The sequence below is a fragment of the Verrucomicrobiota bacterium genome (assembly GCA_038744685.1).
Classification (GTDB): Bacteria; Verrucomicrobiota; Verrucomicrobiia; order Opitutales; family Puniceicoccaceae; genus Puniceicoccus.
The window spans coordinates 19169-37411 of record JBCDMB010000003.1 but is presented as its reverse complement, the minus strand read 5'-3'; the positions used below and the strand labels follow the sequence as shown (position 1 = coordinate 37411).

Annotated in this window: 13 protein-coding genes; 6 read left to right on the top strand and 7 right to left on the bottom strand. The window is 51.6% G+C overall.

From position 1 onward, the window contains the following. Nucleotides 1–204: 204 nt before the first annotated feature. From AAGJ81_02545 to AAGJ81_02535, 3 genes are all read left to right on the top strand, one after another. Entirely contained in the window at nucleotides 205–411 is a 207-nt protein-coding gene (locus tag AAGJ81_02545) for a type II toxin-antitoxin system HicB family antitoxin (protein MEM0965019.1), read from the top strand. Between the two features lies 1 nt (nucleotide 412). After that, the gene (locus AAGJ81_02540) at nucleotides 413–637 is read left to right on the top strand and encodes a type II toxin-antitoxin system HicA family toxin (GenBank protein MEM0965018.1); all 225 of its coding nucleotides are present in this window, start codon (nucleotides 413–415) and stop codon (nucleotides 635–637) included. A gap of 805 nt (nucleotides 638–1442) precedes the next feature. Next, nucleotides 1443–1919, top strand: a complete 477-nt coding sequence (locus AAGJ81_02535; GenBank protein ID MEM0965017.1) for a hypothetical protein — start codon at nucleotides 1443–1445, stop codon at nucleotides 1917–1919. Between the two features lie 112 nt (nucleotides 1920–2031). Here the strand turns inward: AAGJ81_02535 and AAGJ81_02530 are convergent, their stop codons facing one another. The 7 genes from AAGJ81_02530 to AAGJ81_02500 form a co-directional block, all read right to left on the bottom strand. Next, nucleotides 2032–2502 carry a transcription elongation factor GreAB gene (locus AAGJ81_02530; GenBank protein ID MEM0965016.1) on the bottom strand — a complete coding sequence of 157 codons (471 nt, stop codon included), beginning with the start codon at nucleotides 2500–2502 and terminating at the stop codon, nucleotides 2032–2034. Between the two features lie 24 nt (nucleotides 2503–2526). Beyond that, nucleotides 2527–3399, bottom strand: a complete 873-nt coding sequence (locus AAGJ81_02525; GenBank protein MEM0965015.1) for a PPK2 family polyphosphate kinase — start codon at nucleotides 3397–3399, stop codon at nucleotides 2527–2529. 61 nt (nucleotides 3400–3460) lie between these two features. Beyond that, a complete protein-coding gene (locus AAGJ81_02520) occupies nucleotides 3461–4342 on the bottom strand; it encodes an HAD family hydrolase (GenBank protein MEM0965014.1) in 882 nt (293 codons plus the stop codon). After that, entirely contained in the window at nucleotides 4339–5757 is a 1419-nt protein-coding gene (locus tag AAGJ81_02515; protein MEM0965013.1) for a hypothetical protein, read from the bottom strand. Before AAGJ81_02515 ends, AAGJ81_02520 begins: the two co-directional genes overlap by 4 nt. 341 nt (nucleotides 5758–6098) lie before the next feature. Next, nucleotides 6099–11108, bottom strand: coding sequence for an Ig-like domain-containing protein (locus tag AAGJ81_02510; protein MEM0965012.1), 5010 nt, complete (start codon nucleotides 11106–11108; stop codon nucleotides 6099–6101). A gap of 272 nt (nucleotides 11109–11380) precedes the next feature. Then, nucleotides 11381–12364: a glucosyl-3-phosphoglycerate synthase gene (locus AAGJ81_02505; GenBank protein ID MEM0965011.1), complete on the bottom strand. Its 984-nt coding sequence runs from the start codon at nucleotides 12362–12364 to the stop codon at nucleotides 11381–11383. Then, nucleotides 12357–13520, bottom strand: a complete 1164-nt coding sequence (locus tag AAGJ81_02500; protein ID MEM0965010.1) for a peptidase dimerization domain-containing protein — start codon at nucleotides 13518–13520, stop codon at nucleotides 12357–12359. The genes AAGJ81_02505 and AAGJ81_02500 overlap by 8 nt, the downstream gene beginning before the upstream one ends. Before the next feature lie 508 nt (nucleotides 13521–14028). On the opposite strand from AAGJ81_02500, the gene AAGJ81_02495 reads away from it, so the two are divergent. Genes AAGJ81_02495 through AAGJ81_02485 form a run of 3 tightly spaced genes read left to right on the top strand, consistent with a single transcriptional unit; the run spans nucleotide 14029 to nucleotide 18242 of the window. Then, a complete protein-coding gene (locus AAGJ81_02495) occupies nucleotides 14029–15855 on the top strand; it encodes an ABC transporter substrate-binding protein (GenBank protein ID MEM0965009.1) in 1827 nt (608 codons plus the stop codon). 40 nt (nucleotides 15856–15895) lie between these two features. After that, entirely contained in the window at nucleotides 15896–16636 is a 741-nt protein-coding gene (locus AAGJ81_02490; protein ID MEM0965008.1) for a vWA domain-containing protein, read from the top strand. Nucleotides 16637–16643: 7 nt separating this feature from the next. Then, a complete protein-coding gene (locus tag AAGJ81_02485) occupies nucleotides 16644–18242 on the top strand; it encodes an OmpA family protein (GenBank protein MEM0965007.1) in 1599 nt (532 codons plus the stop codon). Nucleotide 18243 lies beyond the last annotated feature (1 nt).

Below are 18243 nucleotides of genomic sequence, written 5' to 3'. Positions count from 1 at the left end.
CTAAACAATGTAAGAACCCCCACATGCTCGAAGGTAGGGCCGACATCCGCTTCATCCAGTAACTCCTCGGCCACGAGAAACTCAAGACGACACAGATCTACACCGAAGTGAGCATCAAAGAACTCATCGAGGTCCACGGACGGACGCACCCTTCGGGCAAAGAGAGAACTTGAAGAATCCCGGAATTCGGCCATGATCTTCTCCATGAATTTTACGGTGACATTGGACCGCGATGAGGACGGTGTTTGGGTGGCCGAGTGTCCCTCGATCCCCGGATGCGTGAGCCAAGGCGAAAGCCGCCAGGAAGCCTTGGAAAATGTTCGTGAAGCGATCCTGCTTTGCTTGGAAGTACGTTCGGAACGGGGCTTGCCGCTGACAATCGAAACCCGGCAAATCGAAGTCGCCGTCTGAAATGCCCTCCCTGCCGAGTTTGAGCGGACGCGAGGTCGCCAAAGCCTTCGGCCGGGACGGCTGGGAAAAAGTCCGCCAACGCGGAAGCCATATGGTGATGGTCAAGGACGGCAGCATGACGACACTCTCCGTTCCCGATCACAAGGAAGTTGCCAAAGGAACCTTGCGAAGCCTGATCCGTGCATCGGGACTGACGATTGACGAGTTCCTGAAGCTGACCCGATAACGAGCTATTTCTTTAGCTGCTTCGCGTCCCGATGGATCCGCCCGAAAAGCCTTGCCCGGAAGTCGGTCCAAAGGCAGATTCAAGACCGCTGCAATGGTTGCCCTGAATCCAACATACGCACCGGAGGAAACCGGCTCGGGGTCAAAAAACCGCGTCGGGGGATTTTTTTCTAGCTGCCGGACGCGTCAGGTCCGATCGCTCCGCAAGCCGCTATCCGCGCCAGGAAAACGGGCTTACCGTTACGATAATCGCGTCGGGTCACCCATTTTGGACATCCGCCGACCGGGCAGGATTACCGGATGGCACGAACCGGCACTTTTATGCGCAGGTGCCGACGACGGGGCTGGACCCTATGGGGCTGAATCGAGTAGAGTTATCGCCAAGACCAGTAGAGCGGAGTCAATTTGACGTTCACACCTTAAATAATGTATCGGTCAGCGGCAACATTCACGCGAGTGCGTTTATTGAAGGATGCGTAGATCCTGCAAACCCGGTTGCTCCATCGATCACTGGTTATAGCTTATCTCTTAGGCCAAACCCTTATTTGTCAGATAATGCAATTACCGGCCCACTTGCCTACCTTAAAACAGAGGTGACTTTATTGCACTCCGATGTCGGTCTTGTGAACGAAACCTCTACGGAGTGGACGAATTCAAACGGTGCTACAGTTCGCATGATAACAAAAACATATAGAGTAGACCTTGAGGTGAAAGAGATAAACTACGCAGGTGGCAAAGCCGTAGACCACGAAGTTCACAGTCTCCCGAGTCAAGAGTTTCTGTTTATAGCCCCAGGAGAGAACTAGATGAAAGTAATAAAGATGTGTGTTCTAGCATTAGGATTAATTCAGTGCGCTCTACTTTTTGGTGAACGTCACATTATAGTGTCGGATTTCCTGCGTTCTGACGAAAAGTCAGTAGCCTTCTTCAACTCCCTGAACACATCTGATCCATCTAGATTCTTTGAAATATACGTTGAGGGGAATGAGCATTCCCCAATTGGCTACCAGTCAGAAGAAGAAGAGGTGGAATTTTTTAATGGAGTGAGAGAAAATGTACACCGTTTTCTGTCCGATCCTACAGTCGTTGAAGTAAGAACCGTTGAACGCGGTGACGATCTGAAGATTGAGTACTGGTTTACGAGGCCCGAAGACTTAGTGCTGACGGATCGTGATGCGCAGAGAGAGGCGATGGTGATTCCGGTCTATCTTGTCGGAGAGGACCAGCAACCCGTTTTTGGAGGAGGTGTGCAGTTTATAAACTTTAAAGTTGAATATGAGTAGCGGAGCCGAAACGAGCGGGAGAAACGGGCCAAGCTAATCCTTGCTCTTTTTTCCGAGTTGCCGGATTTCTAGGATACAGACATCGGGGCCGATGTCCCTCCACCGAAAAAACCTACTGAACAGATACAATTTTTCCTTGGAGCCCGTTGGGCAGTCGAAAGGTCGCGCCGGCTTGTTTTCCGGCTAGGGTCGCCCCGAGAGGGGACTGAACCGTTAGGACCGAAATCTCTTGTTCGTTCACCTCAAGGATTTCTCCTCCACCCACGGAGCAAAGAAAGAACCATTCTGATTCTCCATCCAAATCACACTCTACCAGTGCTCCTCGCATGACCTTTTCACGGGGTTGGATCATTTCATCGCGGAGGGTTTTGAGGTCTGAAATCGCTTGTGCGTTCTCCGTGGCAAGTGAGGCTTGGCCAGCTGCTAGATAGGAGGCCTCAAGACCCTGCGTGTCGTATTTGGATTCGGCGCGTGCTTCTTCGTTCGTGGCATAGTCTGCCGCGTCTCTCGACGCTCCGATCGCAACCCCCAAATCTTCCTCCAGCCTCGCGAGCAAAGAATCATAGACCTTGATCTTGTCCATACCTTTATCTCCCCGAATTCGAGATTAATCCGCCTCAAGGATCTTCCGGTCCTCTTTGAGTTCGGCGCGTCTTTCTTCGGTGACTTCGGGGTAAGACATATCAAGCATTTTCATGTGTTCGAGAATGACCTGAGCCGTAATCAGACGCATGTTTTTCTTGTCGTCGGCAGGAATGATGTACCACGGTGCGACGTTGGCTGCCGTTGCATTGATGGTCTCTTCGTAGACCTCTTGATACTGAGGCCAAAATTTCCGGTCGTTGATATCTCCGTCCTCGAATTTCCAGTTCTTCTCCGGTTTGTCGATGCGGTCAAGAAACCTCTTCCGCTGTTCATCGTAACTCAAATGGAGAAAGAATTTCACGACGTGAGTCCCATTTCGCCACATGTGTTTCTCAAAATCTTCAATAGACTCGTGCCGACCGCTCCAGAGTTCTTTCTTGTTTGAGGTTAGCTCCTCGGGAAGCTTCTGCCTCTTGAGGATCGGAGGATGAATCCTCGCGATGAGCACTTCCTCGTAGTAAGAACGATTGAAGATTCCGATTTGACCTCGTTTGGGCAGGCGGAGAGTGGTCCGCCAGAGGAAATCGTGCTCGAGTTCATTTTCGCTGGGCTTGCGAAACGCGTTTACATTGACGCCGTGGATGTTGACGCCATTCATCACCGCTCGAATTGTCCCATCTTTACCCGCCGCGTCCATGGCCTGAAAGATGAGAAGCATACTGTAGCGCCCGTGCGCGTACATCATCCGTTGTAGCTCGTTGATCTCGTTCTGCAGATCGCGCAGCTTCGCCTTGTAGTCTAGTTTGTCAGCGTACAAATCGTCGATTCTCGTTGGATGATCATCCAACTTGAATTTGCCCTTCCGGGTAACCGCGAAGTTTTTCGTTTCGATCATATGAGTTTGTCGTGCTTGGCGTGAAACCTAGGATGGAGGAGGGTCGGTGGGAAGTCTGATATTAGGTTGGAATCAGCTGTTCGAGGGTTGTCAGGACAGAGTCGGGTGAAAGGATCTCGCAGAACGGATGAGTTTCCCGCAGGCGCAGCGATCGCTGATCCCCCGCGAAAAGAGCAGTTTGTAGACCGATATGACTCGCTGCTGAAATATCGTTCAGCATGTCGTTTCCGACGTAGAGGCAGTCGGCCTCATTCACGTCCGCCCCGATTCTCTCCAACAAGAGCGAAAATAAGTGGGGTGACGGTTTGGCTTCTCTTTCTTCAAAGGACCAAACGCAGAGGTTTTCGTCGAAACCGAGATCCTCCAGGCTTTCTCCAGTCAGGGCCGAAAAGAGAAGCGGCGTAAAGAACTGCGCGTTCGAGACGACCCCGAAAGCGGGGAAATAGTCTCGCAGACTCTTGAGTGTGGAAACGAGGCCGGGCATTGGCCAGACCGGGTTTACCTCGAGCTCAAATCGGAGAGCAATTTCCTCGATCGCTTTAGGCGAAGGAAAAAAACCTTTCACAGTCTCCTCGATAAACGACTGCCAAACCTCACGAATCTCCACTTCCGGATATTCGACGCCTTTTGCTCTGGTTGACTCCTGATGATCTTCGATTGCTTCGAGAAATTTTGCTTCGAGAATTTTCGCAGGAGGAGGACTGGGAGCCCCCGCATCCACCAACACTTTCATAAGCGCAGATCCGCGATCTGCCGGAGCACTATTCCCTATATCTCCAACACCGGAAACCATCAAGGTGCCGTAAATGTCGAAAACCAAGTGCGTGAATGCTTTGGAGGGCGGTCTTGGCTTTTCGCCCGTGGGTATCGGGTCCAGTTTTGAAGAGGATTCGCGAATGATGCGGATCAAATCGTCGGGGTCGGAATAGAGAGAAACACTCATTCAACAAAATGGGGACGAAATCGAGACGGATGGAGGAAGCCGGACAGCACTTTATCGGTATCGATCGAGTCAATCGGACCCGAAGGAGACTCGGCAACGAGTTTGTAAATCATTTCCAGTTTGTCTGCATACGAGGATAGACTGAAATTCTTCAAGATGGTTGCACGGGCGGACTCAATTTCAGTGTCGGAAGGAAATTCACCAGAAAACGGCAGGGAAAAGGGAATGTTCTTTTTCTTAATAGTAACCAGCGCATCTTCCTGAAGCGATTCGCCAAGGAGTGCGAAATCGATATCGGAGGAGTTGCGGATCTCTTCCTCGATTTGAGAAACCTCTTCAGAAGTAGAAGCGACTCCGAAGGAGGAGTAGGCGGACTCTACACCCTGACGCCATTTTGAAGCGACCTTCTTCACATCAACTGCCTCTGTGGGGACAGGCAGACGATCATAGAGGGATTCGAGGGGAACTCCACTTTCGACGAATTCTGAGGTTATTTCGGGCAGATTTCTTCCGACGACTGGTCTTCCGAACGTCCACGGTTCTAAGAACGAAAGACCAAAACCTTCAGCGACACTGGTTGAGACGACTGCGCGGCAAGAACCAATCCTTTCCTCGAATGAGAGGTCGTCTTCTTCCGCAACACCGAGAGAAACCGGAAGACTCAGTTTCGCACCTATATCCTTCCACCGTTCGAATTGTCGTTGGTAGGCCGCATTGGTCGGAGGAAGGGTCGTCTTCCAATGGAACTGATTTCCACCTGCGTAAGCGAGGAGCAGGAATTCTCCAAAGTTCTTTCGGGCCAGTGCCCGAACAGGGTAGAGGAATAGATCCGAATCTTTTTCAGCTGAAATGAAATCAGACGAAGGAATCGGGTTGGCGAGGGAGAATACGTGATCGGTTGGCATTCCCGCCGAAAGAAGAATTCTGCGGTCCCGTGCATTCAGTGTGGCAAAGCGCACTCTTTCGCTGTGGGGAAAAGGCGATTCGTTCAATTGCCTGGCTGCCTCACGCAATTGGAAGTTTGCAGGTCGAAAGTCCTCTGCAAAATCGTGCTCATGGAGGAGGAGAGCTTGTCCACTGGCAGCAAGTCGGTGGACGAGTCCGACCATAGCGGTGTTTTTCCCCAGAGCTGGGTTATGGATGTGCCAAACATCGGGAAGGTGGCCAGCAAAGAGAGTGCGGGCTGATTGGCATATGGTCTCGTAGAGTTCGTCTGCACTCGGCGTCTGGTTCGCGGTGGTCGAGTAATCGAGCCCGGGAATGAAATCGGAAGGTGCGTCTATTCCGTCGACGGGCCGCCCGGAAAGGAGCGCAAATTGGTGGTCAAACCGGGTACGGAAAGCGTCTAAGGTAGAAGACACCACACGGGTAACTCCGCCGCGGTCGAAGTGGTAGTGAAGGATCGCGATTCTCACTTGCGGGAGCTCATCGTGACCTACGTTCTCTTAGCCTTTTAAAGAATTGTAAACGCGATATTCGGAATTCACGTAGGGTGCCGCTCCAAGAAAGTCGTCCGTGTTCATTGGTTTCGAAGATGTAGTGGGGTAGTTCGCTTACGTGAAGCGGAAGAGCTAATACCAAGTTTAAGAAGGATTGGCAGTTATGTTGCAGCTCAGGCTCATCCCACATCCCGCCATAACTATCAATTCTTCTTAAACTTGGTTTACCCCCTGCGGTAACTTTTGACAGACTACTCGGCGAGAAATTTCTCGATAAGCGGGTATCTCCTTTTTGGGACTCAGGTAAAAACCAGACTCTACTCAGGTAGAATTATCTTGATGCGATAAAAGCACTTATCGAGGCCCTCTTCGTGAGGTGTTGAGAGAAGAATGCGTTCATCCAGAGCCGTTATTGACTCAACGTCTGTCCAACTATTTTGGGAAAGGTCCAGCGAGCGCTGCAAGATATATGTGGCGCCAAGAATAGCTTCAACTTGCAACGCATCATTGCTTCCCTCGTGGAAACACATTGCCGAGATTTGAACAAGGTCGGCGGGATCTCCGGAGGGGTTGGGAGGAATAGTGTGGGAAGCACTACCATCAATCCTGACAAGGCGAATGGCATCGGCACTGGCTATCTTGACGCTGCCTGTTTCGGGAACCGTGACAATCACTTGTCCATTCGAACTCGCTGCAAAAGTGTAGTCCCCCAAGTGATTCCATTGTCCTGCAAGGCTTGGGTCACTCTGATCGACAACAGTGTTTGCAATGCCGCCGTCGTGAATGATGCGGTAAGGCACTTGATCCGAACGAAATCCATTGGAGTGGGTCCACCAAGCGTAGATGCCGTATTGGCCGTCTTCCGGAATGTTAATATCCCAGCTGAAACTGTCTCCTGGATCGTCGCTGAAGACCGAGTCTGAATGGAAGGCTGGACTTCCGGATGAGGTTCCCCATGAGCCTTGGGAACTCGTCGTTGAGCTCAAATTGTCCACGATGAGTTCTTCCGGCACTTCATGAAACGTGCGCTCCCAGCGGATGGCATCGGCATTGATCTGTTCTCCGCGCAAGCTTGAGAGAGTGACGGATTTCTCGGAGCCAGCATCAAAGGAGTATTCTCCCAGGAAAACCCATTGAGACGCTAGAGTCACATCCTTCTGGCTTAGCGTAATGGCTTCACTTCCTTCAGCATGATGGACGGTATAGGTCACACTCGGACTACGGGTGGAAAAAGCTGTCCATCGGGCATAGACACGATAGACAGCGTCTACAGGGAGATTGGGAGTCCAGGTAAAGCTCTCATTGCCGGTATCATTGTTGGAATATATCGACGCACCATTGTAAGCCCCACTGGCTCCGGAAGAGAGCCAGGTCCCGATTTGAGAAACCGACCCTTGCGAAGGATCATTTCCCTCTTCATCAAGCACGATTTCCGAGGGAATATTGCTAATGTTTAGTGTGACGGTAGCCGGCTCTCCCAGAGATCCGTCTGATGCGGCATAGATAAACCGATCTTCACAGATCACTCCGGCAAGAGGCAGGTAGTGAAAGCTGCCATCAGGATTGAGCTGGAATTCTTGTGCGTAGAGTGGTGGAGAGATTAATACGGCAGCAAGCGTATCATTTTCTACATCTGCATCATTGGCCAAAAGCCCTGGACTGGAAACATCCAGCGGTTCACCGAGTAGATTTCTGTATCGGTCATCAACAGCAACGGGAGCGTCGTTGACTGATGAAACTGCGAAATCAACCGTGATGGGTAGACTGTAAAGATTTTCAGGAGTACGTAGACGGTAAGAGAACTGATCGTTGCCGAAGTAGTCTGGATCCGGTATGTATGTAAAAGAGCCGTCCCGTGAGAGACGCATTGATCCATGCACGGCATTTTGGATAAGCAGGGCCATAGGACCATGATTTTGGCTTGTGTCACAAAGAGAGGGTGCCCCATAGCCATCGTTTAGTAGAACTCCGGAGTCAGAGGTGATTTTGAGAACATGATCTTCATTGAGGAAGTAAGCATCGGCTTGTCCCGTTGGGGTGTGAGCGGAGACAAGCTTATCCGCTCCTGCCCACGGAGTATTGTTTTCGCGGAGATCGCCATCAATATCCTGAGTGAGATCCACATCCAGATCTTCGGTGTCAATCGTGCTGAGGGCCACCCCCACAGTGCGAGTTGTGTTGTCCTCGGGAGCCAAGTGTAGATCTCCGCCAATGGTATTGGCAAATAGGGGTGATGCTACAATGGAATTGCTATCCTGACCACTAGTGCTTTGCCAATCTGCGAAGTCGTCCATCCGTTCGCCTTTCCAAATGAAGACACCTCCGGGAGACCAGATATTGCCATCGATACTGAATCCTGAGGTTGAGACACTAGGGTTGTAATTGTGAGCTATGTTCTGGCCACTTGAGCCAATGTTGGCAAAGAGGTTGTTTTTGATGAGAAAATTACGTTGTGGATTCGTCACTTGGTCCAAATCGATCAGAATCCCGTAAAAATTGTGGCCCTCGCCGGGACCCCATATGGTGTTGTGAGCTACGGTGAGCGTACCGGGTTGAGCGGCTTGACCCGACTCTGTCATCCCCGGGCTCAGGATAAGGGCAGATGCCCCCCACACTGGAATATGGATAAAGTTGTTTACGATGGCGATGTCTTCGGTGGTGCGGCCTATATCGCAGCCTGGTTCGATCCTAATACCTACTGGTTTTCCACCTCCCGGTCCCCAGTCGTCGTGAGTGGTGATGATATGGTTGCTATCGACAACAACGTTATCAGTCGTTCGGTTTGGCCCAAAATTCAATGAGCATCCGTCAATAGTGACGGCGGCGCGGGCGTTCAGAAAGAGGTTGTTGCGGACAGTTACATTGCGTTGATCCGGGCGGATAGCTACCATGCGAGGGCCTCCTTGTCCGTAGCTCCAGTCTCCGGGGCGACCGTCAAAGATACTATCCAGAATCTCGACGTTCTCGTGAGCCCCCCAGATTTTGAACCCAGTGATACCTGCTCCGTCGAAGGACTTGCAGTTCAATGTCATGTTTTGGAAGCGGAAATTTCCACTGCCGTTAGCGGGGGCACCACGAGCAAAAAAGTCTCCGAAGCCATCCACCAGGATGTTGCACATAGCGATATGTTGAAGAGCCGTATCCCCATTCCAGAATGTTGCAACTATGCGTTCACCACCTCGGTGCTCAAAATGAACAACGTCTTCAGGAGGGACACTTGGATCCCATGGGGTGTTCGTGTTGATATTTTTCATCTCGACGTCGTGCACGTAAATGTGGCTCACGTCGTTACCACCGCTGCGGGAAAATCGAATTGCTCCACGGGAACTGTCAGGCGACCAGCCCTGGAAGTTATGGATGCTTAAATGGGCGATCTCAACGTAACTGACCTTGTTATCATTGTAGATAGCAGTGATCAGCCCGCTACTTCCATCAATGACAGCTTGATCGTCCTTATCGTAGGGCGGGTATTCTCCATCCTCATCTTTGTCCCAGCCAATGATACGCATCGGATCAGCAGGAAACTCAAAGTGATCATCGGGCCTTGTGTAGTGGCCTGGCTTGCCACTCTGGGTAAGGGTAATTTCCTCTCCGAAGATACCGTATATGCAGATGATGTCTTCTATACCATTCGCAGCTCCATCGCAAAGATCGAGGGCTGCTTGAATGGTTTTCAGAGGAGCGTTCTTGGTTCCCGGATTGCTGTCGTTCCCGTTGAAGGAATCGACAAAAAAATAGTCTTCGAAATCACCGTCTCCATCCGGATCCAACCAGTTCCAGTTGGATCCGTTCCGGCCCAGAATATTGTCTACGCCATCCTCACCGATTTCGCCATCATTATTCAGATCAAGACCACAGGGTCTGGCGCGGTAACCTCGGTCTCCGGCATGGCATTCATTTTGATAGAATTGAGCTTCAAGGACAGACTCCCTGTTTGGCATCGTATATGTGGTGGTCGGAGAAAATGGATCGGCGATCCCACTATCTCCCAACCAACGGGCAAAGGTGCGACCTGCGACACTTTGATCTGCCTGAATGGGAATGACTTGTTCCGGGCCGTATTCTCCCTGGCCACTGCCGTCGTAAACTGTGAGAGTATGGGGAGTGCCAATGGGCTTGTAAATCGCGGTTATCGTTGTGGAACCGCTTCCCATAGTAAATGTGGTCTCGGTGGCAAAGAGGTCGTCAATCTCTTCGACACTGCCCTCCCATGTGTCGAAAACGAGGCCAGGTGCGGGAGCCGCAGCCTGGATCGGAACGATTGTGCCTGTTGCATACATGCCACTACCACTCCCACCATAAATAAGTAGATCGTGTTGAACCGGTCCGTTGCCACGAGTCAGACAAAGATCTCCAGAGGCCGAATCGACCTCCAGATGCCAGAGGTTCCGGTCAACATTGGAGGTGAAAAAAATACCGTCGTTGGTAATGGTCTCTCCGTTGACGAGAACATATTTCCCGTTGCCAACAGTAAGCCCCGAAACATCTAACTGGCTGCTGGAAGAAAAATAGACATCTTGTGCTCGTAACGTACTGACTCCGTTACCAGAAAAAATAAGCTTGGATGAGGTGTTTTGAGTGAGAGCAAGATCTCCCAGATCAATAGAAACCTGATTGCCCCGGATCTCCATGACACCCGACTGAACTTCGGTCAGTCTGTTAGAGACTTGTTGATAGGTCGCATCGCCTTCCAGGAGAAAAATCCCGGGTTGCGTTCGGTCGATGGAATCCACAGTGAGGTTTTGCTCCGCATTCAGACTGCCTCCCGAGAGGATAAGAGAACTATTTGAGGTTGTTGGAGCGAATCGACTTCGTCCAATTAGAATCTGGTTTCTTGCAGTCGCTGTTCCACCCTTGATCTCCATGGTCCCCCAGGCGTCGGATCCTCGATTGGTCGAGCCTATCAGTAGGAAGGAATTTACAGTTAAGAGGCCTCCCTCCATGACGAAAACCCCGTGTTTGTCTTTCCCGACTTCAAAAATGCTTGAGACATCGAGTGTGCCAGAGTCGGTAAGAGTCAGAGTGTTGGTGAAACCACCATCGAGTCCGTATTCAGAAATCTCAATGCTTTGGGCAACAGCTCCCGGGCCTTTAATGTGACAGTGGACTTCAGTGGATGTGTTGCCGATCTGGACCACATCCGAATCGGTTGGCAGCACTTCTTGGTCCCAGTTTAGGGTCTGGTGCCAGGGGAAGTCTCCCTGTCCATCAGCACTGAGCTCTAAAAAACTGATTTCTCCACTTGAAAGACAGGGCACCAGCAGAGTGGATGCTGCGAGGCCAAGAATCCGGATCGCTTCACAGTCAAGGCTTTGGCGAAAAAGCATGCACATGAGGAGGAGGATGGAAAAGCAATAGGTGAACCGATGATGGACTTGTGGAAGAGATGGTCTACACCCTTTTGAATACAAATAGGTTTTTCAGCCAAATTAAACCGAAAAAACGGGCGTCCTGAGAAAGAAATCGGGACTTTGAAAAGGTTATTCCGCAAACCTGAGAACAGGTTGTCGGATCTGTGTGCTGCGTTAAAAGAAAGTTGGTTCAACTACAGGAGTCTCACGTTTAAGTGGCGCATGTGTCTTTCGGGACCTCCAAAAAATCACTTTCCGTGAAATTTTTCCCGATAGGCCGGGACCTCAATCATGGGTCTACGCTCCTCTTCGACGATGTCGAAGGTGACCTGTTCGTATTGGTTTTCCTGAACCTGGAACTGGCGGTAGACGGTTTCTAGATCCGGAAGGCGATCAAACATTCCAAACGCCTTCATCCGTCTCAGGAAAGTCTGAAGGATGCCAAACGACATCTTACCAAGGGCAAGGGTGGTCTGGTTGCGGTGCACTCTTTGATCGAGGTCGGTTTGGCCAAACGCAGCGAGTCCGAACTCGTGGTAGACGTCGAGGATGTGTGAGGTTTCGACACCGTAGCCGATCGGAAAGGGGATTTTCTCCAACACATTCCGTCGGACGGCATACTCTCCGGACAAAGGTTGGATGAGGGCGGTCAACTCAGGGAAAAACAGGGAGAAGAGTGGACGAACAAGAATCTCGGTAACTCGTCCGCCTCCGCTTGGGCGGATACCTTGTGAAAAAGCAAGGGGGCGATCGTAGAACGCCTTCACGTATTGGATGGTGTCGTTGTAGACGAGTGGTGCGATCAGGCCATAGGCGAAACGGGGATGGATGTTTTTGATATCCGCATCTACGTAACAGATGATGTCGCCGTCGAGCTGGTGAATTGCCTTCCAGAGGTTTTCGCCCTTGCCCGGTTTGTCCCCCTCTTCCGGAAGGATTTCAGAAGCTAGGTAAACGTCGGCCCCGAATGATGCGGCCACTTCGCGAGTTTGATCGGTCGAACCGCTGTCAATGACCGCGATCTCGTCGACAACAGGATAACGCTCCATGAGTTCGGAACGAAAAATCACGATCTCTTTTCCGATCGTCTTTTCTTCATTCAGAGTAGGTATGCAGAGGGAAATCCTGAGCCCCTTGGATTCCTTCTCCCGAATCAGCGCGAGAAGATCCCAGAAGTCGCTGTAGTGGAAGGTATTCGAATCGAGCCACGATTCGATGACTTTATTACTCATCGCAATGTCCTCCGTCGATGGCCCGAAGAAGGCCAATTAATTGGGCGACACCCTGAAAAACCGGAGAAATGCGGATTGTCTCGTTTCGTTCGTGCAGGTGCTCCCCCTGGCTGAGACCCACCGTCACTCCCGGGACGCCCTTATCGATCAACGCGCACAACTCACCGGTAGACGGAGCGATGATTTGTTCGACTCCAAGGCTGTTGATGATTGAACGCGTTGTCTTCACGAGAGGGTGGGAAAACGAAATGCCGCCTACCTTGCGGCGCGCAAAGACCTGTAGATAAACGGAAACCTCGTTTTCGGCATCAAGCTCCTCAACGATTTCCTCGATTTGATTTTCGATCCAATCCGTCCTGCCTTCCTCCTCACTGCGCGCCTCAAAACGGATAGTGGCCGTCGAGGCGGCCGTCCCAAAAGTGTTTCCGGCTGTAACCGAACCGAGATTGATTGTTGTTACCGGGTTTGTGGGAAGCGGGATACCCTGAAGACGGGTGATCAGGCGGTTTAAAGTCACGATTGCACTGCCTTCCGGAACGCGCTTCCAGTCATACTCTTCCGGCACCTCTACTTGAATCTCGCCCCGAAGCATCCCAAGGGAAGCATAGCTCAATCGTCCCAACTGGACGGCCCGCAGGCAGATGCCAAAGTCGATTTGCTCCGGATAGTTCTCGAGAAAAAAGCGAATTCCCGCGATATTTCCAATGCCGAGTGCCTTGGAGGTGCCCAATAGGAGAAGGTCTGATTCAAGGGTGACATCCAGTCGGTCAAGGACCATCGGAAGCGCCGAGAGGACGCCGATGCCCAGACTGTTTTCGCAGATACCACGCCCAGTGATCGTATCTGTTCCCAAAGTCATCGCATGATCAGCCCCTGCGTAGTGAATCGTATCCAGATTCGCCGAAAGAAGTATTTTGCGTTCGCCCGAAGAACCAGGCAGGACGGCCGCGACGTTGTCTTTTTCATCGACAGAGATGTGCTCCAAGCCGGCCTCATTGAACCGGTCCCGCATGAAAACGACCCGTTGCCCCTCCTCGAAAGTGGGGGCCGGAATCTCACCACACATCACCGTATTAGCGAGAATGACTTCCTTGATCACTTCGATCTCGGAAGGGTCGGGTATCAACTTAGAAATCTGACTACTGGTCTTCGGCATGGGATCCGTCCCCGAAATTGGGGCATGGGTCTGTCTGAACCGCAAGATGTTTCCTCTTGAATCTTTGTATGGTGAGAGAACCGGTCTTTGATCTTCAGTGAGAAAAATGGGAAATCTGCGAGGATGCCATGTGTGAGCATGGCGAAATGTTAGAGGTAAGGCAGTGGTTTTTACCTTTGAGTTGGTCGTTGGCCCACAAGGATGGAGTTTGTGGGTGCGGTGATTTGGGTAGGGCTTGAGCGATTGGTGGATTAGACGGTGTAATTAAACCCACGGGGTAGTATGGAAAACACACTACTCCACCGGTGCGGACTCAAGTCCGCGCTCCATCGTGATGGTCTTGAGGAGCGCGGACTTGAGTCCGCATCAGTACTTATTAGCCCGATACCCCACGCTTTTAATTACACCCTGGATCTGACGGTTTACGACGATAGGCTTGCATCAGAGTCCTCTTGGTTGATAGGAGTATCGCCGGTTTGGACGTTTAAGTATGGTAAGTGGTTTTGTTATGAAAGGTATCCCTATTTTCTCATTGTTTGTCGCCATTTCGACTCTTATCGCGGAGCCGTATCAAGACTTGATTGGCCCGGTCACGGTAGGAGAGGTTGAGCCAGGAAAGGCAGTCGAAGTCCCATTTATCGTCTGGGGTGGAGATATGGCTACTTTTTACGCGAACGGAGGTTTGGATACAGAGCCGGGCTCTATTTTTGCCGAACAGGGACTGGAGATTGATTTGGTGCCGGGTGACGATTTTCCCCAGCAGGTGCGGAACTATCTAGAGGGGAAAAGCCCTTTTCTGCGGGGAACTTATCGAATGCTCGGCATGGCTTCTGAGGTTCTCGGGCAGGATCCCCGGACAAAACCCGTAATTTTTCTTCAGCTAACGTGGAGCGCGGGAGACCACGCGGTTTCTCGTTCCGACATAAAGACCCTCGCCGATTTGAAAGGGGCTACTGTGGTACTACAGAAGTCCGGGCCCCATGAAGGCTTACTGGATGACCTCCTTTCTGACGCGGGCTACAGCTGGGATGACGTCAACGTGATCTGGGCTACGGATCTGACTGGATCGGACGATAGCCCGGCAGCGATTTTTCGCGATAATGAAGAGGTGGACGTGGCTTTTGTGATCACCCCGGACATGCTTGGGCTAACGGGTGGTCTTCAGGAGACGGGGACTGGGATCGAGGGCTCTGTCCGGGGGGCTAGGGTCCTCGCCTCGACAGCAGAGCGGTCCTATTCGATCGCGGATGTCTATGCGTGCCGAAGCGATTGGTATGAAGAGAACAAGGAGTGGGTGACCAAGTTTTCGGCTGGTTATTTAAAGGCAGCAGAAACGCTGATTGATCTCCAAAAGGACTACGAGGAAGACGGAAGCGAGGAATACATGGAGCTTCTGCAGCTAACCCAGGATATCTACGGCGAAGATGTGATCCCTTCTCTTGAAGCCGATGCTCACGGACTCCTTCTTGACTGCACGTTTGCGGGTCACCCGGGAAACATCGCGTTCTTCAGCGACCAAAACCCTTTCCGGGGCTTTTCCGCTTTTCAACGGAGGGCACTCGATATGGCTGCGAAACGAGGCTACGCCTCTGTGCGGCAGGGATTTATTCCGTCCGACCTCGACTGGAACAGCCCGGCGTTTACGGATTTTCTATCCAAAACAGATACTGAGCAGCAACCACGTTTCAACGCAGAGGCAACGATCGAGGAGCTTGAACTTCTGAATGCAGGCGGTGACCTCGCGGACAATGTGATCTACAGTGTCGTGATCACGTTTCAACCCAACCAGAATGAGTTTAGTGCTGTCCAGTACGGAGTGGAGTTCAGCAAGATCCTTGAGCTCGTCCAGCAATACGGGAATGCGGTGATTGCGGTTCGGGGTCACACGGATCCGACGTTGACTCTCCTTACCTTGGTAAAGGGTGGAATCGAAAGTGATATCATCGAGCAGACCGGTAGCGCAGGAAACTACAGCTACTTCCTCAACGGGAAACGTCTCGATATCACGAATACAAAATTGCTGACCGACCTCATCGCCAACGGCAGCTTTGATCGAGTCACCTACAAAGGGCAAACTCCCCGTCAGGTGATGCAGGCTGGCCTGAATCTATCCCGTTCGCGGGCTGAGTCGGTGAAGGACGCAGTGGTGAGCTTTGCGAATGTCGAGACCATTCCCCTTGATGCATCGCAAATCCAACCGATTGGCGTTGGTATTCGTGAGCCTGTGCATCCGAAACCTTCCAATGCTAAAGAGGCGGGGGAGAACCGCCGTGTAGAGTTCCTTTTGGTTCGGGTGTCTGCAGAGGCACAGAATGAATCAGACTTTGATTTTTAACCTGACCCTAGTCTTCACCCCTCAACCACCAGGGCATTCAATGAAACTGTTCATCTTTTCCCTCATCTTCTCCCTCTTCATTTTCGCACAAAAGGGCTTCGGCTCTCAGGCACCGGATAATGTAGTGATCCTGATTGATGGTTCGGGATCTATGGAAAACGAAATTGGGAGAAAAGATAAAATGACGGCTGCAAAGCTGGCCCTCATTCCGGCATTGGATAGGCTCACCCCGGAAACCAATTTCGGGTGTATTGTGTTTAGCAGAAATGCGAATGGATGGGTATATCCCCTCGGGCCGTTCGACCGGAAAAAGGTGTGGGACAGTGTAAAAGGGATTGAAGCTGGCGGGAGCACACCTCTTGGCAAGCACATGAAGATGGCTGCTGATGCGCTCCTTGAACAAAGGGAAAAGAACTTCAATTACGGAACCTACCGGTTGATTGTAGTGACCGATGGTGAGGCGAGTGATGATGACTTGATGCGCCTCTACGCGAAAGAGCTAGTGGGCCGCGGGATTTCCCTGGATGTGATTGGGGTTGGGATGAGGCAAGCGCATACGCTGAAAACGTTGGCCAACCAGTATGTCGCAGCCAATGACGCAGCGTCTCTTCGGGAAGCGGTAACTTCGTTTCTCGCCGAAGTGCCTAATCCCGGTAGTGGCGACGCAACTTCTGAAGACGTGTATGCCTTTTTGGATGTTTTTGGCAACGACGAGACCACCCTTGCTGTGATCGACATACTTTCCGAAGGGGGAAATCAGCCGCTCGGGCAGTTGCCTTGAACGGGTGATGGCCAGTCGCGGGAAAAAGGGCGTCGTTGCCGCTTTTGTCGCATGGGTGATCATCGTGACGGGTTGCGTTTTGATTTATCGTTTCATCGTCGACCCTTTCTTGCAGGAGCGAAGGGAGAACGAGGCAGCAGAGGCACTGGTAGCTGAAACAAGTGCGAAAGCAAAAGGGGATATAGAACACGAGGTAGTTCTTTATGCGGATGGGTTTTCGGGGTATGCCATTCTGAGATCGGATGAGTTCAGGGAAGCGCTGGCGAAAGAGAAGATCGATTTGGAAATTATCGACGATCATGCTGATTACGGAGCACGAATGCAGGCACTCATTTCGGGCGACGCACAAATGGCGGCTTTTCCCCTGAATTCCTTTCTGAAAGCGGGTGCCGAAGTAGGTCAGTTTCCCGCGACGATTGTCCTGATCATCGATGAAACCCAAGGGGCTGACGCCATTGTTGCTTACAGGGAAGGCCTTTCAAAAATCCAGGATCTGGATCAACCGGATGCAAGAGTCTTCTTTACCGGGGAGTCGCCTTCGGAGTTTCTAGCGGAAATCACGGTAGAGAGCTTCGTATTGCCCAGTCTTTCGCCCGATTGGAGGGTGAAAAGACCGGGTTCAGAGAAAATTCTGGAAGACCTTCTCAAAGGAGATCCGAAGGAGCCGTTCGCCTATGTGATGTGGGAGCCTCAGGTTTCGAAGGCGTTGGAAGATCCCGACGTTCATGTGCTTCTGGATAGCTCGAGGACGAAAGGATTCATCCTCGATGCTTTGGTCGTAGAGCGAAATTTCCTCAAAGAAAACGAACAGGTAGTGGCGATTATACTAGAGTCGTATCTCCGCACCCTCTTTAGTTCTACGACGTCAGGAGGTATGGAGGAGGTTGTGCGTGAGGATTTGCTGCTCGGGGGCGGATCGCTCTCGGATGCTTACGTTAGGAATATCGCCGATGGGATCGTATGGAAAAATACGACGGACAATTTTACCTACTTCGGCGTCCGGGAAGGAGAGGGCGAGTCGATTGATGAAATCCTGGAGAAAATAACCGATGTTATGGTCGATACCGGTTTGCTCTCTGAGGATCCACTGGACGGATCATACAACTCCATTTACTACGATGCGATTCTGGCAGAAATGCATCGGAACGGGTTCCATCCGGGAAAGGGAATCAGACTCATCGAGGGGATCGACGAAGATAGCGTGGACGAGTTGGCAACGGGCATTGTTGATATGCCGGAACTAGGAGAGAGACAGTGGAATAGTTTGCGACCCGTGGGAAACTTTCAGGTTGAGCAAATTCGGTTTCCTCGCATGTCGGCCAAAATCACCCTCCAAAACGGGCGAAGACTCTCAGAGATCTCACAACGCTTGAAGGATTGGCCTTCCTACTACGTAACCCTCGTCGGTCAGTCTCAGGAAACCGGGGATGCCGCCCTGGATCAGGTGGCTCTAGATCTGGCACTCAGGCGAGCCCGGGCGGCTGCAGATTTTTTGATTGGAGAAGGCACCGACCCGGATCGACTACGGGTGGTGGCCAGTCTATCCAGTGCCAAGGACTGGTCTTCTCTGAACCTTGTATTTGAGGCGGGTCAGCTTCCGTATTGAA